This is a genomic window from Streptomyces mirabilis, assembly GCF_039503195.1.
In the GTDB taxonomy this organism is placed as follows: Bacteria; Actinomycetota; Actinomycetes; order Streptomycetales; family Streptomycetaceae; genus Streptomyces; species Streptomyces mirabilis_D.
Map to the genome: position 1 here is coordinate 6,127,614 of NZ_JBCJKP010000001.1, position 20,638 is coordinate 6,148,251.

Annotated in this window: 19 protein-coding genes; 18 read left to right on the forward strand and 1 reads right to left on the reverse strand. The window is 68.1% G+C overall.

All coding sequences use genetic code 11. The features are described 5' to 3' along the window. The 14 genes from rplR to truA all read left to right on the forward strand — a co-directional run bounded on the left by rplR (nt 1) and on the right by truA (nt 9,637). The gene (rplR, locus tag AAFF41_RS28340) at nt 1–384 is read left to right on the forward strand and encodes a 50S ribosomal protein L18 (RefSeq protein ID WP_143602623.1); all 384 of its coding nucleotides are present in this window, start codon (nt 1–3) and stop codon (nt 382–384) included. Nucleotides 385–425: 41 nt separating this feature from the next. Next, nucleotides 426–1,031, forward strand: coding sequence for a 30S ribosomal protein S5 (gene rpsE, locus AAFF41_RS28345; protein WP_006376045.1), 606 nt, complete (start codon nt 426–428; stop codon nt 1,029–1,031). A gap of 2 nt (nt 1,032–1,033) precedes the next feature. After that, nucleotides 1,034–1,216, forward strand: coding sequence for a 50S ribosomal protein L30 (gene rpmD / locus AAFF41_RS28350; RefSeq protein ID WP_060901490.1), 183 nt, complete (start codon nt 1,034–1,036; stop codon nt 1,214–1,216). A gap of 2 nt (nt 1,217–1,218) precedes the next feature. Next, on the forward strand, nt 1,219–1,674 hold the full coding sequence (gene rplO / locus AAFF41_RS28355) for a 50S ribosomal protein L15 (protein ID WP_060901489.1): 456 nt from the start codon (nt 1,219–1,221) through the stop codon (nt 1,672–1,674). Nucleotides 1,675–1,902: 228 nt separating this feature from the next. Beyond that, entirely contained in the window at nt 1,903–3,216 is a 1,314-nt protein-coding gene (secY, locus tag AAFF41_RS28360; protein WP_319750140.1) for a preprotein translocase subunit SecY, read from the forward strand. Further along, on the forward strand, nt 3,216–3,878 hold the full coding sequence (locus AAFF41_RS28365; protein WP_319750141.1) for an adenylate kinase: 663 nt from the start codon (nt 3,216–3,218) through the stop codon (nt 3,876–3,878). The genes secY and AAFF41_RS28365 overlap by 1 nt, the downstream gene beginning before the upstream one ends. A 140-nt stretch (nt 3,879–4,018) precedes the next feature. Continuing rightward, nucleotides 4,019–4,855 (forward strand): type I methionyl aminopeptidase, encoded by an 837-nt coding sequence (map, locus tag AAFF41_RS28370; protein ID WP_075028514.1) that lies wholly within the window; start codon nt 4,019–4,021, stop codon nt 4,853–4,855. Nucleotides 4,856–5,380: 525 nt separating this feature from the next. Continuing rightward, a complete protein-coding gene (gene infA, locus AAFF41_RS28375) occupies nt 5,381–5,602 on the forward strand; it encodes a translation initiation factor IF-1 (RefSeq protein ID WP_003948620.1) in 222 nt (73 codons plus the stop codon). Between the two features lie 69 nt (nt 5,603–5,671). Further along, the gene (rpmJ, locus tag AAFF41_RS28380; protein ID WP_003998809.1) at nt 5,672–5,785 is read left to right on the forward strand and encodes a 50S ribosomal protein L36; all 114 of its coding nucleotides are present in this window, start codon (nt 5,672–5,674) and stop codon (nt 5,783–5,785) included. A gap of 211 nt (nt 5,786–5,996) precedes the next feature. Further along, nucleotides 5,997–6,377, forward strand: coding sequence for a 30S ribosomal protein S13 (gene rpsM / locus AAFF41_RS28385; protein WP_060901485.1), 381 nt, complete (start codon nt 5,997–5,999; stop codon nt 6,375–6,377). 64 nt (nt 6,378–6,441) lie between these two features. After that, nucleotides 6,442–6,846 (forward strand): 30S ribosomal protein S11, encoded by a 405-nt coding sequence (gene rpsK / locus AAFF41_RS28390; RefSeq protein WP_003956432.1) that lies wholly within the window; start codon nt 6,442–6,444, stop codon nt 6,844–6,846. A 115-nt stretch (nt 6,847–6,961) separates the two neighbouring features. Then, on the forward strand, nt 6,962–7,984 hold the full coding sequence (locus AAFF41_RS28395) for a DNA-directed RNA polymerase subunit alpha (RefSeq protein WP_003966937.1): 1,023 nt from the start codon (nt 6,962–6,964) through the stop codon (nt 7,982–7,984). A gap of 193 nt (nt 7,985–8,177) precedes the next feature. Continuing rightward, nucleotides 8,178–8,687, forward strand: coding sequence for a 50S ribosomal protein L17 (gene rplQ, locus AAFF41_RS28400; protein ID WP_060895277.1), 510 nt, complete (start codon nt 8,178–8,180; stop codon nt 8,685–8,687). Nucleotides 8,688–8,779: 92 nt separating this feature from the next. After that, on the forward strand, nt 8,780–9,637 hold the full coding sequence (gene truA / locus AAFF41_RS28405; protein ID WP_319751796.1) for a tRNA pseudouridine(38-40) synthase TruA: 858 nt from the start codon (nt 8,780–8,782) through the stop codon (nt 9,635–9,637). 195 nt (nt 9,638–9,832) lie between these two features. On the opposite strand, the gene AAFF41_RS28410 is transcribed toward truA, so the two are convergent. Then, nucleotides 9,833–14,179, reverse strand: coding sequence for an Ig-like domain-containing protein (locus AAFF41_RS28410; RefSeq protein WP_343324815.1), 4,347 nt, complete (start codon nt 14,177–14,179; stop codon nt 9,833–9,835). Between the two features lie 357 nt (nt 14,180–14,536). Between AAFF41_RS28410 and AAFF41_RS28415 the strand changes: the two genes are divergently transcribed. From AAFF41_RS28415 to AAFF41_RS28430, 4 genes are read left to right on the forward strand one after another with little or no spacing between them, the layout of a single operon-like run. Further along, the gene (locus AAFF41_RS28415) at nt 14,537–16,123 is read left to right on the forward strand and encodes a glycosyltransferase family 2 protein (RefSeq protein WP_319751794.1); all 1,587 of its coding nucleotides are present in this window, start codon (nt 14,537–14,539) and stop codon (nt 16,121–16,123) included. Beyond that, nucleotides 16,123–17,139: a glycoside hydrolase family 26 protein gene (locus AAFF41_RS28420; RefSeq protein WP_319751793.1), complete on the forward strand. Its 1,017-nt coding sequence runs from the start codon at nt 16,123–16,125 to the stop codon at nt 17,137–17,139. Before AAFF41_RS28415 ends, AAFF41_RS28420 begins: the two co-directional genes overlap by 1 nt. Next, complete coding sequence (locus AAFF41_RS28425; protein WP_343324816.1) at nt 17,136–18,905, forward strand: ArnT family glycosyltransferase; 1,770 nt, start codon at nt 17,136–17,138, stop codon at nt 18,903–18,905. Before AAFF41_RS28420 ends, AAFF41_RS28425 begins: the two co-directional genes overlap by 4 nt. Further along, entirely contained in the window at nt 18,902–20,554 is a 1,653-nt protein-coding gene (locus AAFF41_RS28430; RefSeq protein ID WP_319751791.1) for a glycosyltransferase family 39 protein, read from the forward strand. The genes AAFF41_RS28425 and AAFF41_RS28430 overlap by 4 nt, the downstream gene beginning before the upstream one ends. Nucleotides 20,555–20,638 lie beyond the last annotated feature (84 nt).

Consider the following 20,638-nt stretch of genomic DNA (forward strand, 5'->3'; position numbering starts at 1 on the left):
ATGGCATACGGTGTCAAGATTGCTAAGGGCGACGCTTACAAGCGTGCTGCCATCAAGCGTCGTCACATCCGGATCCGTAAGCACATCTCGGGTACGGCTGAGCGTCCGCGCCTGGTCGTGACGCGCTCCAACCGCCACATCGTGGCCCAGATCATCGACGACGTTAAGGGTCACACCCTCGCGTCGGCGTCGACCCTGGACACGACGATCCGCGGTGGCGAGGCCGACAAGTCGGCTCAGGCCAAGTCGGTCGGCGCCCTGGTCGCCGAGCGCGCCAAGGCCGCCGGTGTCGAGGCTGTCGTATTCGACCGTGGTGGCAACCAGTACGCCGGGCGCATTGCCGCCCTGGCGGACGCCGCCCGCGAAGCCGGACTCAAGTTCTGAGTCGGTTCCGTAGCTAGCGGAAACAGAGAGAGGTAATTCCAATGGCTGGACCCCAGCGCCGCGGAAGCGGTGCCGGTGGCGGCGAGCGGCGGGACCGGAAGGGCCGTGACGGCGGCGCTGCTGCCGCCGAGAAGACCGCGTACGTCGAGCGCGTCGTCGCGATCAACCGCGTCGCCAAGGTTGTGAAGGGTGGTCGTCGCTTCAGCTTCACTGCGCTCGTCGTAGTGGGCGACGGTGACGGCACCGTGGGTGTCGGTTACGGCAAGGCCAAGGAGGTGCCGGCCGCCATCGCCAAGGGTGTTGAGGAGGCCAAGAAGCACTTCTTCAAGGTCCCCCGTATCCAGGGCACCATCCCGCACCCGATCACGGGCGAGAAGGCCGCGGGCGTCGTCCTGCTCAAGCCTGCTTCCCCCGGTACCGGCGTTATCGCCGGTGGCCCGGTGCGTGCTGTCCTCGAGTGCGCCGGCGTTCACGACATCCTGTCGAAGTCGCTCGGCTCGTCCAACGCGATCAACATCGTGCACGCGACCGTGGCGGCCCTCAAGGGTCTGCAGCGTCCCGAGGAGATCGCGGCTCGCCGTGGTCTGCCCCTCGAGGACGTCGCCCCCGCCGCTCTGCTGCGTGCGCGTGCGGGAGCGGGTGCGTAATCATGGCTCAGCTCAGGATCACGCAGACGAAGTCGTACATCGGCAGCAAGCAGAACCACCGCGACACCCTGCGTTCGCTCGGGCTCAAGCGCCTGAACGACGTGGTCGTCAAGGAGGACCGCCCCGAGTTCCGCGGAATGGTGCACACCGTCCGCCACCTCGTGACGGTTGAGGAGGTCGACTGATCATGGCGGAGAACAACCCGCTCAAGATCCACAACCTCCGTCCCGCCCCGGGCGCCAAGACCGCCAAGACCCGTGTGGGTCGTGGTGAGGCGTCGAAGGGTAAGACGGCCGGTCGTGGTACCAAGGGCACGAAGGCCCGTTACCAGGTTCCGGAGCGCTTCGAGGGCGGGCAGATGCCCCTCCACATGCGCCTCCCGAAGCTGAAGGGCTTCAAGAACCCGTTCAAGACCGAGTTCCAGGTCGTGAACCTCGACAAGCTGGCCGCGCTGTACCCGGAGGGTGGCGAGGTCACCGTCGAGGGTCTCGTCGCCAAGGGTGCCGTTCGCAAGAACAGCCTCGTCAAGGTCCTCGGCCAGGGCGAGATCTCCGTCGCGCTGCAGGTTTCGGTTGACGCCGTTTCCGGCTCCGCCAAGGAGAAGATCACCGCCGCCGGCGGTACCGTCACCGAGCTCGTCTGATCTTTTCAGGCGTCTCGATGACATGAGCGATCCCGACCGGGGGTGCCCTTACAAATGGGGTATCCCCGGTTGGTCGTTCCTAGGGGGGCAGTCTCGCCGGTAAGGTGGCCTGCACTGCCGACTTTCGTCCGGCGTTCCGTCGGGCGGCAGTCGACCGATACCTACCTATTCGTCGAACCTCAAGACCGTCACCTCTGACGCAGTTGCGCGGGGGTCGCAGGAGGCACCGTGCTCACCGCGTTCGCCCGGGCGTTCAAGACGCCCGACCTGCGCAAGAAGCTGCTCTTCACGCTCGGCATCATCGTGGTCTACCGGGTCGGTACCCACGTACCGATCCCAGGTGTCGACTACAAGAACGTCCAGACCTGCATCGACGTGGCCAAGGGCAACCAGGGTCTGTTCGGGCTGGTCAACATGTTCAGTGGTGGTGCGCTGCTGCAGATCACGATCTTCGCGCTCGGCATCATGCCGTACATCACGGCGAGCATCATTCTGCAGCTGCTGACGGTGGTGATTCCGCGCCTCGAAGCCCTCAAGAAGGAGGGCTCGGCCGGCACTGCGAAGATCACGCAGTACACCCGTTATCTGACGGTGGCGCTGGCGATCCTGCAGGGCACCGGCCTTGTCGCGACCGCCCGCAGCGGCGCTCTGTTCAGTGGCTGCCAGGTGGCCAACCAGATCGTTCCTGACCAGTCGATCTTCCAGACCGTCGTGATGGTCGTCACCATGACCGCCGGTACGGGCGTCGTCATGTGGCTGGGCGAGCTCATCACCGACCGCGGCATCGGCAACGGCATGTCGATCCTCATGTTCATCTCGATCGCCGCGACCTTCCCGTCCGCGCTGTGGGCGATCAAGACGCAGGGCACGCTGGCCGGCGGCTGGATCGAGTTCGGCACCGTGATCGCGGTCGGACTGGTCATGGTCGCGCTGGTCGTCTTCGTCGAGCAGGCCCAGCGGCGCATCCCGGTCCAGTACGCGAAGCGCATGATCGGGCGCCGGTCCTACGGCGGTACGTCCACTTACATCCCGCTGAAGGTGAATCAGGCGGGTGTGATTCCCGTCATCTTCGCGTCGTCGCTGCTCTACATCCCGGCCCTCATCGCACAGTTCTCGAAGGGCAACTCGGGCTGGAAGACCTGGGTCACGCAGAACCTGACCAAGGGCGATCACCCCATCTACCTGGTCTCTTACTTCCTCCTGATCGTTTTCTTCGCGTTCTTCTACGTGGCGATCTCGTTCAACCCCGAGGAAGTCGCGGACAACATGAAGAAGTATGGTGGCTTCATCCCGGGCATCCGGGCTGGTCGGCCGACCGCTGAGTACCTGAGCTACGTACTCAACCGGATCACCTGGCCGGGGTCGCTGTATCTGGGTCTGATCGCTCTCGTGCCGACAATGGCGTTGGTGGGTTTCGGGGCAACCGGCAATTTCCCGTTCGGTGGTACCAGCATCCTGATCATCGTGGGTGTCGGTCTTGAGACGGTGAAGCAGATCGAGAGCCAGCTTCAGCAGCGCAATTACGAAGGGTTCCTCCGCTGATGCGAATCGTCCTCGTCGGGCCGCCCGGTGCCGGGAAGGGAACGCAGGCTGCGTTCCTTGCCAAGAACCTGGGGATTCCGCACATCTCCACGGGCGACCTCTTCCGCGCCAACATCAGTCAGGGCACGGAGCTGGGCAAGCAGGCCAAGGCGTACATGGACGCGGGCAAGCTCGTGCCGGACGAGGTCACCATCGGGATGGCCAAGGACCGCATGGAGCAGCCCGACGCCGCCAACGGCTTCCTGCTGGACGGCTTCCCTCGTAACGTCTCGCAGGCCGAGGCGCTGGACGAGATGCTCAAGACCGAGGGCATGAAGCTGGACGCGGTGCTGGACCTGGAGGTCCCCGAGGACGAGGTGGTCAAGCGCATCGCGGGCCGCCGCATCTGCCGCAACGACTCTTCGCACGTCTTCCACGTGACGTACAAGCAGCCGAAGCAGGAAGGCGTCTGTGACGTCTGCGGCGGCGAGCTGTACCAGCGGGACGACGACTCCGAGGAGACGGTCCGTACGCGTCTCGAGGTCTACCACACGCAGACCGAGCCGATCATCGACTACTACGCCCGTCAGGGCCTGGTCGTGACGATCTCGGCGCTCGGCAAGGTGGAAGAGGTCACGGGGCGCGCCATGGAGGCGCTCAAGAGCAAGGTCGGCGACAAGTAGTCGTCACGCTGCCATCGGCCGCGGTGCCCTCCGGGGGTGCCGCGGCCGTAGTGTTGTGCAGGTGGTTGTGTACGTAGTGGTGCACGACCTGGTTGGGTACGTCGTCGGAATGACGGAGAAGACGGAGAGCGCGGGCCGCCATGGTGCAGATCAAGACCCCTGAGCAGATCGCCAAGATGCGTGCGGCGGGGTTGGTCGTCGCGGCCATTCACGCGGCCACCCGTGAGGCGGCCGTGCCGGGTGCCACGACGAAGGACCTGGACGAGGTCGCGCGCAAGGTGCTGGCCGAGCACGGGGCGAAGTCGAACTTCCTCGGGTACGGCGGTTTCCCCGCGACCATCTGCACCTCGGCCAACGAGGTCGTCGTCCACGGCATCCCGTCCGACGAGGTGGTCCTGAAGGACGGCGACATCATCTCGATCGACTGCGGCGCGATCGTGGACGGCTGGCACGGGGACGCGGCGTACACCGCGTTCGTGGGCTCCGGTCACGCCCCGGAGCTGCTCGAGCTCTCCCGGGTGACCGAGGAGTCGATGTGGGCGGGCATCGCGGCGATGAAGCAGGGCAACCGGCTCGTCGACGTCTCGCGTGCGATCGAGACGTACATCCGCCGCCAGCCGAAGCCCGGCGGCGGCAAGTACGGAATCATCGAGGACTACGGCGGCCACGGCATCGGCACCGAGATGCACATGGACCCGCACCTGCTGAACTACGTCGAGAAGCGGCGCGGCAAGGGGCCGAAGCTGGTCCCCGGCTTCTGCCTGGCCATCGAGCCGATGGTGTCCTTGGGCACGCCGCGGACCGAGGTGCTGGAGGACGACTGGACCGTCATCACGACGGACGGCACGTGGTCCTCGCACTGGGAGCACTCGGTGGCGCTGACGGAGGAGGGCCCGCTGGTCCTCACGGCCCCGGACGGCGGCAGGGCGAAGCTGGCGGAGCACGGGATCACGGCGGCGCCGGACCCACTGGCCTGACGGCGCCGGACCTGTTGGTCTCATGGCGCCGGTCCTGTTGGGCTGACGGCGCCGGACCCTGTGGGTCGGATGGTCGCCGGTCCTGCTGGGCCGACGGTGGCAGACCCGTTGGCCTGATGGTGCCGGGCCCCTTGGCCTGACGGCGCCTCCCCGCCGGCCTCGTCTGATGCTGCTGGACCCGTTGGCCTGATGGTGCCGACCCGGTGCTGGCGGACCCGCTGGTCTCACCGTGGCGGGCGGGGGCGGGTCGGTGGGTGTGGGGGATCGCGGCACCCGGGCGGAGGTACCGGGCGGATACGGCGGGTGGCGGTGTGATCGCCGTACGTCTCCGCGGTGCCGCCCCGGAGGGTCCGCGGAGACGCGTTGACGACCCTCGTTGCTTAACGATCTCCGTAGTGGGGCATTCTTTCTCGATTCGTCTTTCCGAGAGGCCTGACGTAGACTGACTCGTCGGCTCTCGTGCACCCGCATGTCTGCATGCGCTCGTGCGAAGTCGATCAAGGTAGTCGATTCGAAGGGCGAAGCGTGGCCAAGAAGCAAGGTGCCATCGAGATCGAGGGCACTGTCGTCGAGTCTCTTCCGAACGCCATGTTCAAGGTCGAGCTCCAGAACGGCCACCAGGTCCTGGCACACATCAGCGGCAAGATGCGTATGCACTACATCCGCATCCTCCCTGACGACCGGGTCGTGGTGGAGTTGTCTCCGTACGACCTGACGCGTGGCCGCATCGTCTACCGGTACAAGTAGATCTTGCCCTTACTCCGTGTTCCCGGTTCCGGGACGCGGGGGGTGGCACTGACCCGGAGAACCTCACCAATGAAGGTCAAGCCGAGCGTCAAGAAGATCTGCGACAAGTGCAGGGTGATCCGCCGTCACGGTCGGGTCATGGTCATCTGCGAAAACCCGCGCCACAAGCAGCGCCAGGGCTGACGCACGACCGCACCTTCTGCATCCGCAGATACTTCGCGCGACGCAAGCAGTACATGTTCATACGCAGAACCCAGGACTGAGTCTCATCAGACCTGACACCCCCGGTCGGAGGCCGGGGACCCGGTTCGTACCGAATCTTCGACAAGAGGAGAGGACGGCGGGCGGGATCCGGTTCTGCGGAAGACCTCCGAACGACAACTGGAGCCATTGAATGGCACGCGTTTCCGGTGTTGACATCCCTCGCGAAAAGCGTGTGGAGGTCGCCCTGACCTACGTGTTCGGCATCGGCCGGACCCTTTCCCAGCAGACGCTGGCCGAGACCGGCGTGAACCCGAACACCCGCGTTCGTGACCTCTCCGAAGAAGAGCTGGTCAAGATCCGCGAGTACGTGGACGCCAACATCAAGACCGAGGGTGACCTCCGTCGCGAGATCCAGGCCGACATCCGCCGCAAGGTCGAGATCGGCTGCTACCAGGGTCTGCGCCACCGTCGTGGCCTGCCCGTCCACGGTCAGCGCACCAGCACGAACGCTCGTACCCGCAAGGGCCCGCGTCGCGCCATCGCCGGTAAGAAGAAGCCGGGCAAGAAGTAGTCCTCAGCGGACGCTTATCAGCGGTCTTCGCTGTAGGACCGACCACCTCCCGTAGGAGTAATAGATGCCCCCCAAGGGTCGTCAGGGCGCTGCCAAGAAGGTGCGCCGCAAGGAAAAGAAGAACGTCGCTCACGGGCACGCTCACATCAAGAGCACGTTCAACAACACCATCGTCTCGATCACCGACCCCTCGGGCAACGTGATCTCCTGGGCCTCCGCCGGCCACGTCGGCTTCAAGGGCTCGCGCAAGTCCACCCCCTTCGCCGCGCAGATGGCCGCCGAGTCGGCCGCCCGTCGCGCGCAGGAGCACGGCATGCGCAAGGTTGACGTCTTCGTGAAGGGCCCGGGCTCCGGTCGCGAGACCGCGATCCGCTCCCTCCAGGCCACTGGCCTCGAGGTCGGCTCCATCCAGGACGTCACCCCCACCCCGCACAACGGCTGCCGTCCGCCCAAGCGCCGCCGCGTCTGAGGCTCGGTTGTCTTGAGGTTGCGGGCGGTACGGCTCTTCGGAGACGTGCCGCCCGTACCCTTGCAGTAGCAGCAGGGCGTCAAATAGCGGGCGCCCATGACTGAAGGATCGCAACATGCTGATTGCTCAGCGTCCCTCGTTGACCGAAGAGGTCGTCGACGAATTCCGCTCCCGGTTCGTGATCGAGCCGCTGGAGCCGGGCTTCGGCTACACCCTCGGCAACTCCCTGCGTCGCACGCTCCTGTCCTCGATCCCGGGTGCGGCGGTCACGTCCATCCGCATCGACGGCGTTCTGCACGAGTTCACCACCGTGCCGGGCGTCAAGGAGGACGTCACCGACCTGATCCTCAACATCAAGCAGCTGGTCGTCTCCTCGGAGCACGACGAGCCGGTCGTGATGTACCTGCGCAAGCAGGGCCCGGGTCTGGTCACCGCCGCCGACATCGCGCCTCCGGCCGGTGTCGAGGTGCACAACCCCGACCTCGTCCTCGCCACGCTCAACGGCAAGGGCAAGCTGGAGATGGAGCTGACCGTCGAGCGCGGTCGCGGCTACGTCTCCGCCGTTCAGAACAAGCAGGTCGGTCAGGAGATCGGGCGCATCCCGGTCGACTCGATCTACTCGCCGGTGCTGAAGGTCACGTACAAGGTCGAGGCGACCCGTGTCGAGCAGCGCACCGACTTCGACAAGCTGATCGTCGACGTCGAGACCAAGCAGGCCATGCGTCCCCGTGACGCCATGGCGTCGGCCGGTAAGACCCTGGTCGAGCTGTTCGGTCTGGCTCGCGAGCTCAACATCGACGCCGAGGGCATCGACATGGGCCCGTCCCCCACGGACGCCGCCCTCGCCGCGGACCTCGCGCTGCCGATCGAGGAGCTCGAGCTCACCGTTCGTTCGTACAACTGCCTCAAGCGTGAGGGCATCCACTCCGTGGGTGAGCTCGTCGCCCGCTCCGAGGCCGACCTGCTGGACATCCGCAACTTCGGTGCGAAGTCCATCGACGAGGTCAAGGCGAAGCTGGCCGGCATGGGCCTGGCCCTCAAGGACAGCCCGCCCGGATTCGACCCGACCGCTGCCGCCGACGCCTTTGGTGCCGACGACGACGCGGACGCGGGCTTTGTGGAGACCGAGCAGTACTAAGAGCTCGGGTTCCACTGCCGGTTCCAGGCTGCGGGCCGGTTCTTGGCTGGTCGCGCAGTTCCCCGCGCCCCTTACGGGGCGCGGGTCCTCCGGCGCCTTGCAAGAGGTGACCGGATCTCCGACGGGCGATCGCCCGCTCGGACACTGACCTCGGTACCTGATACGGCCGGGGCAGACACCTAGGAGAAACACCATGCCGAAGCCCACCAAGGGTGCCCGTCTGGGCGGCAGCGCCGCGCACGAGAAGCTGCTCCTCGCGAACCTCGCGAAGTCGCTCTTCGAGCACGGTCGCATCACCACCACCGAGGCGAAGGCCCGTCGCCTGCGCCCGTACGCGGAGCGTCTGGTCACCAAGGCGAAGAAGGGTGACCTTCACAACCGCCGTCAGGTGCTCTCGGTGATCACGGACAAGAGCATCGTGCACACGCTCTTCACCGAGATCGGCCCGCGCTACGAGAACCGCCCGGGTGGCTACACCCGTATCACCAAGATCGGTAACCGCCGTGGCGACAACGCGCCCATGGCCGTCATCGAGCTGGTGGAGGCCCTGACCGTGGCCCAGCAGGCCACCGGTGAGGCCGAGGCGGCCACCAAGCGTGCCGCCAAGGACGCCGAGGTCAAGACCGAGGCTCCGGCCAAGGTCGAGGACGCCAAGGTCGAGGACGCCGCCGAGGCTCCCGCCGAGGAGTCGAAGGACGCCTGAGGCACTGCCTGGCTGTGAGCGGGTCCGTCCCTTCGGGGGCGGGCCCGCTTTCGCGTTTCCGGCACAGTTGCCGGCCTTGAGAGGATCTAGGTGTGAGTGACGAAGTACAGGCCGGGTTCGTACGGGTGCGTTTGGATCTGTCGTACGACGGGACCGAGTTCTCCGGGTGGGCCAAGCAGGCCTCGGGGCGCCGGACCGTGCAGGGGGAGATAGAGGACGCCCTCAGGACCGTCACGCGGTCCAGGGACACCACGTACGAGCTGACCGTCGCCGGGCGCACCGACGCTGGCGTGCACGCGCGCGGGCAGGTGGCGCACGTCGATCTGCCCGTCGAGCTGTGGGCCGAGCACGAGGAGAAGCTGCTCAAGCGGCTGGCCGGGCGGCTGTCCAAGGACGTGCGGGTGTGGTCCCTGAGGGAGGCACCCAGCGGGTTCAACGCCCGCTTCTCCGCGATCTGGCGGCGGTACGCGTACCGGGTCACCGACAATCCCGGGGGAGTGGACCCCCTGCTGCGGGGGCACGTCCTGTGGCACGACTGGCCGCTCGACGTCGACGCCATGAACGAGGCGGCCGAGCGGCTCGTGGGTGAGCACGACTTCGCCGCCTACTGCAAGAAGCGCGAGGGCGCCACGACCATTCGTACGCTCCAGGAGCTGAGCCTGGTGCGCGGGGACGACGGGGTCATCACCGCCACCGTCCGTGCCGACGCCTTCTGCCACAACATGGTGCGCTCGCTCATCGGCGCGCTGCTGTTCGTGGGGGACGGGCACCGCGGGCCCGACTGGCCCGGGAAGGTGCTCGCGGCCGGCGTACGGGACTCGGCCGTCCATGTCGTACGGCCGCACGGGCTGACCCTGGAGGAGGTCGGCTACCCCGCGGACGAACTGCTCGCCGCGCGCAACAAGGAGGCGCGGAACCGGCGGACGCTGCCGGGGGCCGGCTGCTGCTGAACCGGCTGTCGGCGGAGGACCGGAAGGCGGTGGCACGGCCCACTGCACGGGCCGTCGGCAGGGCCATGGACGCGCCCGGTCGCGGCCTCCGTCGGCGCATGGAGGTCGGCCACGAGGACCTGCCGCGCGGAAAGCGAGGCCCCGCCCTGGGCCGCTGTCCGAGGGCGGGGCTGTTCAGCCGGGTCGCAGTCGTGCTTACTGCCTGACGGTGAAGTACTGCCAGGCGCCCCAGGTGCTGAGGTTGGTGTTGTCCTTACTGCTGTGGATGTACTCCGCGGCGATGCGGAACCTGCTGTTGACGGACTTGGTGAGAGTCATCTGGTGGCGGCCGGCGCTGGTGGAACCGAGGGAGGAGCAGGGGGTGGTGGTCTGCGTGTGCCAGGCGCCGCTGTAGTAGCGCTGCACGCGGAAGACGAGGCACTGGCCGGCCTTGTTGGGTGTGACGGTGACGTCCAACTGCTCCTTGGCGGTGTGGTGGTACACCCGGTAGAGGGTGCTGCCGTAGTACGTGTTCGTGTAGTAACCGGAGAGCTTCTCCGAGACCCGTACCTGGGTCTGCACGCTTCGGGCGACCGTCTTCGGGGCGTACCGGTAGTCGCCGGCGAACACCGCGCTGAACGTGGTGTTGCGGGCGAGCTTGTAGGACCCGGCCAGGTTGCCGTGGCTGTCCACCGTCCCCGACTTCACCAGGACCGACGTGCCGCCGAACGGCTGGGCGTAGATCGCCACCGTGCGCTTGTTGTACGTCGTGCCGAGGTGCGCGGTGACCTTGGCGGTCTGACCGTACGCGTATGTCGCGTGGTCGGTGGCGATGGTCAGGGACGTCGAGGTCCGGGAGACCTGGACGGTCGCGCTGGCGCTGCCCGGCTTGTGCGAGACGTCGCCGCCGTAGGTCACCTTGTAGGTGTTGGCGCCGCCGATCTGCGGGGTGTCCGAGAAGGTGAACGAACCGTCCGCGGAGACCTTGGCGTCGGCGAGTGCGGTGCCTGACGTGTGTCCGAGGTCGGTCTTCGTCACCTTGACGACCCCACCGGCGGCGAAGGGCGAGCCGGAGAGCTTGCCGGACACCGTCAGCTTCTGCGCGCGGGTGGCCGTCGCCGGAGCGGTCAGACTGACCGAGGTGGCCAGCTTGGACACCTGGACGAGGGTCGTCGTGCTCGCCGTCCCGTGTGTCGCGTCCCCCGCGTAGCTCGCGGCGTAGGTGTACGTGCCCTCGGCGGGCGGGGTGTCGCTGAAGGTGAAGGAGCCGTCCGCCCCCGTCGTCACGTCGGGCAGCGCCGTTCCGTTCCGCGTGATGTGCGCGACCTGGCCCGCGGGAAGCGCCGCGGACGAGGTCAGGGTGCCGGTGACGGTCAGCGTCCGGCCCGGGACGCCCGTGCTCGGGGCGGTGAGGTGGAGCGAGGTGGCCGCCGGCGGCCCCTTGCTGACGACCGGGGCGCTCACCGTCTGCACGTCGGCGCTGTCGGCGTTGGCAGCGGAGAAGGCGAGGAGCGCGGTGGATGTCAGCGTCGGTGTCGCGTCCACCACCTGGGTCCCGTCGACCCAGACGTACAGATGGCCGGTGGCCACCTGGATGTCGACCTGGTGCGTGCCCTGGCGCAGGGAGCCACTGAGGGGGACCACCGACTGGTAGTCGATCGTCGACGAGTCGGCCGAACTGCGCCCGACGCCCACGAAGTTCTGTGCCTTGAGAGTGTCGTTCCAGCCGGTGGCGAGTGCGATCACCGTGCCCGGCCGCCCCGCGATGCCGAGGCTGTCACCGGCTCCGCCCAGCGCCGAGGGGGAGTTCTGGTCCGGGTCGAGGAGAGCGAGCGTCATGCCCTTCCCGCCGGTGCCGGGGCCGAACTTCGTGGTGAAGGTGGCCCGCAGACCGTCGGTGCGCAGCGGCTTGGTGTACACCGCCGTGCCCGCCTGGTTGCTGGTGGCCGGGGTCAGCTGGACGCCGCCGCCGTCGGCCTGCACCGCCGAGCCGTTGGTCTGCCACAGTCCGTCGGCGGTCGAGGTGGTCGTGGCGGTGCCGGTACCGGTGCCCTTGACCTGTACGTACATGGCGCCCTGGGCGTTGCCGTTCGTGTCGGTCCCGGTGCCGGTGACCTCGTAGGAGGCGCTCAGATCCGCGGCCGAACGCGGAGTGAACGTCACGCTCTGCACCGCGGTCTGCTCGGGACCGATGATCAGGCCCTCCGAGAGCTGTACCGGGCTGTTGAAGTCACCGGTCGGTGCCTTGGCCTTGGTCACCGTCACCGGGATGTTGCCGGTGTTGGTGATGGTGAACGACAGCGACTTCGAGCTGCCGATCGGGACCTGGCCGAAGTCCAGCGAGCTCGTGGAGAACTCCAGGTGCCCCTGCCCGGTGATGGCCGTCGCGTTGACCGGCACGCTCAGTGTGTGCGTGGCGCCGCCGCCGCTGCTGCTGACCACGAGCGCGTCGCTGTCGACCTGGTCGCCGGCCGGCGTGTAGGTGACCGAGAGCACGAACGAGCCACCGGCCGGTACGACCGTCCCCGCACTCGGCAGCCCCGAGGCGGAGAAGGCGCCGCGGGGTGCGTCGACCGAGTCGATGGTCTCCGGTTCGGTACCGGTGTTGGTGATCTGGAGGTTCAGCGTCGAGGTGCTGCCGGTGGGGACCTCCCCGAAGTCGAGGGCGGTGGGCGCCGCCCCGAAGCCGGGCCTGGTGCCGATGCCGTGGAGGGCGAAGACCAGCTTCTGGCCGTCCGAAAGGTTCGCGGTCAGCGTGCCGTTGATGCCGCCGGTGGTGGTGGGGGCGAAGCTGATCGGTACGTCCAGGGTGGCGTCCGCCGCCAGCGCCGTGGGCTGCTCCGGAGTGGGTACGGCGGACGGGTCAACCGTGAACGCGCCGGAGGCACTGAGCCCGGTGACGCTGACGTCCTGCGTGGCCGTCAGTTTCATCTCGGCGGAGCCGCTGTCGCCCACACCGACCTGGCCGAAGTCCAGCGCGGCCGCGGTCAGGGCGGTCCTGGCCGGGCTGCCGAAGCCATAGAGCACACCGTCCCGGGTGCCGACGTACACCTTGCCGCCCTCGGCGGTCGGCGTGCTGAACTTCGTCGCGGTGCCGATCGGTGCCGACCACAGCAGCTGGAGACGGCCGTTGCCGTCGGGCGTGGGGCTGTAGGCGCGCAGGGTGCCGCCGGCGCCGGAGGCGTTGTTCGCGGAGGTCATCCACACCAGGGCACTGGACTCGTCGCTGCCGTTCGACGTGACCAGGGGAGAGCCGCTGGTGTAGCCGAAGGTGTCCTGGCTCTGGCCGGTGAGGGTGAGTGTGGGCGTACCGCCGTTGCGCACGCCGTACTTGAGGGCGCGCAGCGGACCCTGGTTGCCGACGACGTAGACATAGCCGCCGTCGCCGCCCCAGAACGCGGGGTGCCCCCACATGCCCTGGTAGGGACCGGACACGCTCACCGCCGCGTCGCCGCCCTGGGGCCCCTGGCCCATGCCGCCGAGGTCGTCGCGGTCGAGCAGGAACACCCGCCCGTCCTTGCCCTGCTGGACCAGCAGATGCGGGTGTTCGGTGGTACCGAAGCCGGCCGGCAACGCCATCGGGGCACCCGAGGAGATGTCCTGGTCGTTGAGGTCGAGGGTGGCGGCGTTGCTCGGGCTGAAGAAGTCGGCCGTACTGAGGCTGTTGTCCGCGCCGACCTGGAGGCGTACGACGGACTCGGCCAGGGTTCCCTGCACGGTCTTGCCCGGTCCGGGCGCGGGGCTGATGCCGTTGCCGGTGCTGAAGAAGATCCGGCCGGACCCGTCCGAGACCAGTCCGCCGCCCGCCTGCCAGATGCCGGCGCCGCCGGTGCCGGCACCGGTCGCGGTGGCCCACATCGAGGTGATGCTGTGCCCGGTGGTGCTCACCCCGACCACATAGCCGCGGTACGGCCATGCGTCACAGTGGGCGCCGAAGCCCGCGTAGACGACGCCGTCCATCAGCAGCAGGCCGGGGCGCTGCTGTTCGTAGTAGGCGTCGAACTTGGCGCTCGGGTCGTTGACGGGGCTTCCGGCGATGGTGACCGGCCACCCCGGGCGCTCGGCTCCGGAGGCCGGGTCCACTGCGTGCATCAGCCACGTCGGGTGGCGGTGCGTGGAGGTGCCGTCGTCGACCTTGGTGGTGAAGTAGAGGGCGTTGGTGGCCGGGTCGTAGACGGGAGTCGCGGTCGCGCCCACATTGGGTGTCAGGTCCCCGCAGCCGATCGCCGAGGCCGGCCATGAGGGTCCGTAGTTCTTGCTCCACTCGATCGCGCCGGTGGTGCGGTCGAGGCCGTACAGGGTGTTGCTCTCGGTGACGGCGATCACCTGGTCGCCCAGCACCAGGGGCTGGGCGTATATCTGCCCGTCCAGTTTCGTGGCGAAGAGCCGGCCGAAGGCGGACGACTGGACAACAGCCGGGGAGAGCCCGGCCTCGTTCTGGTCCCAGTTGGTGCGCAAATTGTCGATGCCCTGGGTGGTCTGGTCGGCCTGGGCCGAGGATGCCACCAGGCTGATCGTCGTGCCGATCAGTGCCGCAGCGGCCACGGCCACTGTGGCGAACAACCATCTGCGCCGCCGGTTGCGATGGCGGCCACCGCGTGCGGGCACGGAAAACCCGGGCAAATCGGGACCTCTCCCTAGTGTTCGCACCCGGAATGGTCACAGGTGCGGCGCAAACGTGAAGACTGAGTGGTTGTTCTTACCATCAGTTGACCTTTTTGCGCACTGCGGGGGCGTGCTTCGCTGCTGTGCGGCGCCACTGCTACCCCTGTGACTCGTGATGAAACCATCACGTAACAAGGTTGTTGAGTCTTAAAGGGGAGAGCCGGTTATGCTTTCGCGGTCCGGCTGAAAGTTCGAATTTGGGGCAGCCGGGCTCGGGGTGGGTTCACAGGTCCGTTCCAGGTCCTGGGGGGGTTCATGAACAGTGCAGTGAGTGCTGCGGCGCGCGCTGAGCGTCCTCATCGGCGCAGACGCGAGCCGGAGAGCCATGGGCTCTTGCCACAGCCGCCGGACGACGCGGAGAAGTACTCGTACGCGCGGCGTCATCTGTGGATGCTGACGTTCGGCTCGCTGGTCAGCTTCGCGTGTCTGGCGGTGAGTCAGTTCCTTTTCACGGCGTCCAGCCCGTGGTTCTGGCTGACGATGCCGCTGCTCGCCTTCGTGGTCGCGGACTACCTGATCTCGTTGTATCTGGACGGGCTGAGCAAGGACTTCGACCTCAAGGCGCACAAGCTGCTGGTGCGCCACTGGCAGCCGGCCGCGTACCCGAGTGTGGACGTCTTCCTGCCGGTGTGCGGTGAGCCCCTGGAGGTGCTGCACAACACCTGGGTGCATGTGAACCGGCTTGCGGACACCTACCGGGGCGTCGTGAACGTGTACGTCCTCGACGACGCGGCGGACACCGAGGTCGGGGCCATGGCGCACGACTTCGACTTCAGGTATGTGGTGCGGCCCAACCGGGGCTGGTTCAAGAAGGCGGGCAATCTGCACCACGCCTTCGGGATCACCGGCGGGGACCACATCCTCATCCTCGACGCCGACTTCGCGCCGCGTGCCGATCTGCTCGACGAGCTGCTGCCTTACATGGACGCCGACGAACGGGTCGGGATCGTGCAGTCGCCGCAGTTCTTCCGGATCACCGACCGGCAGAACTGGATCGAGCGCGGCGCGGGAGCGGTGCAGGAGCAGTTCTACCGGTCCGTGCAGACCTCCCGCGAGGACAAGGACGGATCGATCTGCGTCGGCTCGTGCGCGGTGTACCGGCGCGCGGCCCTCGCCCAGATCGGCGGCATCACGCTGATCGAGCACTCCGAGGACATGTACACCGGTTTCGACCTGCGGGCGCTGGGCTGGAAGCTGCGCTACGTGCCCGTCGCGCTGTCGGCCGGTGTGTGCCCGGACACCGCCGGTGCCTTCCACAACCAGCAGTACCGCTGGTGCATGGGCTCGTTGTCGCTGCTGACCAGCAAGCGGTTCTGGGAGATGGACCTCAAGTTCCAGACGCGGCTGTGCTACGTCTCCGGGTTCCTCTACTACCTGCAGACCGCCCTCGCGACCTTTCTCGCCCCGCTGATCCCGCTCGGGCTGCTCATCCTGCGGCCCGATCTGCTGCGCGCCGAGGCCTCGCTCTGGGTGCTGCCCAGCGTGGCGTACGTGACGCTGGTGCTGCCGCTGTGGCACCGGGCGCCGTACCGCCTGGAGGCCTGGTCGGTTCGGGTGATGTACGGGTGGTCGCATGTCTTCGCCGTGTGGGACGTGTTGCGCGGACGTCCGATGGGTTGGAAGCCGACCGGCTCGCAGGGCGCCAAGAAGAACGGCATGCGCCGGTACTGGACCGGAATGATCGTGTGGAGCGCCGGGACCGCGGTGCTGTGGATCGGCGTCGCCGCCTGGCGCATGCTCACGCTCTATCCGCCGGACTTCGCGCTGATGCTGTCCGCCGGCCTCTTCTATGCCATGGTCGTCGGGCGCGTGCTCGTCCAGCCCCGGGAGCAGATCGCGTGATGAATCGTTTTCGTGCGCTGGCGGCAGTCCTGCTCGCCGGCGCACTCCTCGCCGGTTGCAGCACGTTCTCCGAGCAGGGCAGGGACGACTACCGACGGGCCCAGGGCGAGGCGGCGGACCCCGGCGAGTCAGCGGCCACCGAGACGGCCAAGCCGGAACCCCCGTATGACGTACGCCCGTTGCTGAAACCTGCGAAGAAGTACCTCGGCCTGGCCGCCGAAGGCGCGCCCGCCGACATGAAGAACGTCGACGCCTTCGCGAAGTCCGCGGGCAAGAAGCCCAACCTGATCGAGTTCTACTCGGCGTGGGGCGACCGCTACGAGACGGCCGCCGTACAGAACGCCCGGGACTACAAGGCGCTGCCCTTCATCGCCTGGGAGCCCTTCGACAAGACGCTGGGGCAGATCGCCTCCGGCGCCGACGACGCGTACATCCGCGGCTACGCGAGGTCCGTCAAGGAGCTCAACCTGCCGGTGGCGATCAGCTTCGCGCACGAGATGAATGCCTTCTGGTACCCCTGGGGCACGAAGAAGGCCACCGCCGCGCAGTTCGTCGCCGCGTACCGGCACGTCCACGACCTCTTCGACCAGGAGGGCGCCACCCAGGTCATCTGGGTGTGGAGCCCGAACGTGATCAACCCGGTGCCGACCGTGCGCCTGAAGCCGTACTGGCCGGGCGAGGAGTACGTCGACTGGGTCGGAGTCATCGGCTACTACGCCCGCACCGGCCCCTCCACCTTCTCGACTCTGTACGGGCCGACGACGACCCAGATCCGTGCCTTCACCAAGAAGCCCGTGATCATCGCGGAGACGGCGGCCGAGGCCGGGCAGCGCAAGCCGGCCGACATCACCGACCTTTTCAAGGGGACGGCCGCACACGACGACGTGATCGGCTTCGTCTGGTTCAACTTCGACAAGGAAGCGGACTGGCGCATCACCAGCGGTCCGGCCACGACGCGCACCTTCCGCGAGCAGGCCGCCGCCTCCCGCTTCGGATTCGATGTGACCAAGCCATGAGCAGCAGACAGCCGCAGCCGCCGCAGGAACACCAGCAGCAGTACCAGGAGTACCAACAGGAGTCGTACGGGCAGGACTCGTACGCGTGGCCGCCCCAGCAGCAGACGTATCCGCCGTACTACGAGACGTACGACCCGTACGCGGAGCCCTCGACCCCTTCGAGCCCCGGAAACCCGGTCCGTGCGACCGCACCGGAGCCCGAACCCGAAACCGAACCTGAGCCCGACGACCCCGGCTACACACTGCCCGCCGTCCCCGAGTCCTCCTGGGCCGTGGACAACCGGCGCGGCAAGCTGCTCGGGCGCGGAGTGCTGGGGTGCTTGCTGCTGGTGCAGGCCGGGCTCTCGCTGCGGCTGCGGGGGACGGCCTTCCAGGACGAGGCGCTCTACATCGCCTCCGGCCACTACGAACTGAACAACCTGCTGCACGGCACCAAGCTGCCGGTCGACTTCGCGGGCTACTTCTCCGGCCACCCGAAGCTGTACCCGGTGCTCGCCGCCGCCGTGGACTCGTACTTCGGGCTGACGGGCGTACGGGTCCTCAGCCTGTTGTTCATGCTGGCCGCCACCGGCCTGCTGTACGCGGTGACCCGGCGCCTGTTCAACCTGCGGGCGGCGCTCGGCGCGGCCGCCCTCTTCTCCGTCCTCCAGTCGACGACCGTGCTCGGCAACTTCGCCACGTACGACGCCGCCGCGATCTTCCTGCTCGCCCTGTCGATGTACGCCGTCGTGCGCACCGACCGGATGCGCTCGGCGGCCGTCCTGCTGGCCGCGCCACCGGCCGCGCTGGCCTTCGCCGTGAAGTACGCCTCCGGCCTGTATCTGCCGACGCTGGTGCTGCTCGCGGTGGTCACCGCACACCGGCACCGCGGGGTGAAGACCCTGAGCCGCGGGGTGTTCCTCGGCGCGGGCATCGGGGCGCTGCTCGGCGCCGGGTACGTCCTCTCCGGGCCGCTCGGCGGCATCAGCTCCACCACCACCAACCGGGCCCAGGGGGCCGATTCCGCCATGAAGCTGCTGGAGCACAGCGCCGAGTGGGGCGGTCTGGTCTTCCTGGCGGCGCTCGTCGGCTCGGTCGCGTACGCGCTGCGCGGGCGGATGGGCGAGATGCCGTGGATCGAGGGGGAGACCGCCGGGCGGGTGCGGCGCGCCGGGCTCGGAGTGGTGCTCACCGGGACGGCGCTGCTGGCACCGGCGTACCAGATCCATCTGCACACCGAGGTCTCGCTCTACAAGCACGTCGGCTTCGGCCTGCTCTTCGCCGCGCCCATGGCGGGCCTGGGCATGGCCCGCCTGGTCGGCCCGCACTTCCGGCATCCACAGCTCGGGATCATGGTGTATGTCCTCGCGCTGGTGTTCGGCATGGTGCAGGCGCAGAAGGCGTACAGCTTCCCGGACTCCTCGCCGATGGTCGCCTATCTGCGCACGGTGGCCCACGTCGACAAGAAGGGGTTCTACCTGGCAGAGGAGCAGGAGGTGCCCGCGTACTACCTGCGCGACGTCACCGGCTGGAACCAGTGGCAGAACACCTACTTCATGGACTACCGGGGCAAGGACGGCAAGCAGCACACCGGCCCCGACGCCTTCGAACAGGCGGTGCGTGACGGGCGCTTCGACGTGATCGTGATGCACGGCTCGGTGACTCCGGCGACGTACGAGGCGGTCAAGAAGGGGCTGAAGGGCAACACGCACTACCGCCTGGCCGCAGTCTTCCCGTTCACGACGAGCAGCGGTCAGAACGCCTACCGGATCTGGGTCAAGCGATGAGCGGCACGACGGCGGTCGGTGGCGGTACGGCGGCGGGGTACGAGCCCGCCTCGGAGACGTCCGCGGGCGCCGGTTCCGGAGGACGGAGGGCGCGGCGCGAGGCCGAGCAGCACACCCGTGACCGCGGCGGGCGCCTCGCTGCGCTGCTCGTCTTCCTGCTGCCCTCGGCCGCAGCGCTGGCGCTGATCCTGCGCGGGATCGGCCATCGACAGCTGTGGCGTGACGAGCACGCCACCTGGTGGGCGGCGACGCTCTCCTTCCACGACCTGAGCCAGCTGATCCGCTCCATCGACGTGGTGTTCACCCCGTACTACGTGCTGATGCACTTCTGGGTCTCGCTCGCCGGGGACTCACCGACCGCGATGCGTATCCCGGGGGCCCTGGCCATGGCCTCCTCCGCGGGACTGCTCGCTCTGCTCGGGCGGCGGCTGTTCACCACGCAGACCGGGCTGCTCGCCGGCTTCCTGTTCGCGGTGGTGCCGACGGTGACGCGCTACGGGCAGGAGATCAGGCCGTACGCCTTCGCCCTGGCCGCCGTGCTCCTGTCGACGCTGCTGCTCGCCAGGGCTCTGGAGCAGCCCGGCTTCAAGGTGTGGGTGGGCTACACCCTCACCGTGCCGATGATCGGCTGGAGCCATCTGGCCTCGCTCGCGGTGCTCGGTGCGCATGTCGTGATGGTCCTGATGGCCCGGCGTTCGGGGGACCGGATCGTGGGCTGGGCGTACGCGGCGGCGGGCACCGTCGGCCTGTGCTTCGTCATCCCGATGGCGATCCAGGGCACGGGCCAGAGCGGGCAGATCGCCTGGAACAACCCCGTCATGAAGGACCTGGTCGACTTCCCGAAGAACCTCTTCGGGTCCTGGGCGGTGGCCGCGCCGGTGATGGCGCTGGGCGCTCTGGGCCTGTTCTTCGCGGGCCGCCGGGCGCTTCCACTGGCCGTGTGGATCGTGCTGCCGCCGCTGGCGACCTATGTCACCGCGTCCAAGCTGCATCTCTTTCTGCCGCGCTATCTGCTGTTCACGGCGCCCGCCTGGGTGCTGCTCGCCGCGGTCGCGGTCTGCCGGATCGCCGGGCCGGTGGCCGGGCCGAAGGCGGGTACGGGGGCCGCGGCCCGGCGTGGGTTCGGCTGGGTGCTTGCCGCGGCAGCGGTCGCAGGGCTCGCCTGGCAGGCGCTCCCGGGCATCCGCGAGACCCGTGAGAACGCGCTCGGGGAGCCCGACTTCCGCGGCGCGGCCCAGTTCATCGAGGCCGGTCAGCGCAAGGGCGACGGGATCGTGTTCAGCGGGGCGCTGTCGGAGCGCCGGGCGATGGACTACGAGCTGCGCGACGACAAGGGGCGTCCGCGGGACGTGCTCATGTACCGCACCCCGCAGGAACTGGGCTCCTTCGGCGCCGCGGAGTGCCCGCGGCCCGCGAAGTGCCTGGCGAACGCCGACCGGCTGTGGCTGGTGTCCACCACGTTCGACGGACAGCCGCTCAGCGGTATGCCGAAGGCGACGGCGACCGCGGTCGAGCGAGGCTTTCGCGTCGTGAAGACACGCAAGCTGGACAGCCTCACGCTGGTGCTGTTCGAAAAGTCCGCCAAGGCGGCCACGGGCGACACGTCAGGGAAGAAGGACGACGCCGCCCGGCGCAAGATCCACACCTGAGCGGAGCGGCCTTCCGGGTGCCGTGCCGGACACGGCCGTCCACCGGGGGGAAATTTAAGATGACATATGGGGAGGAGAAGGGGA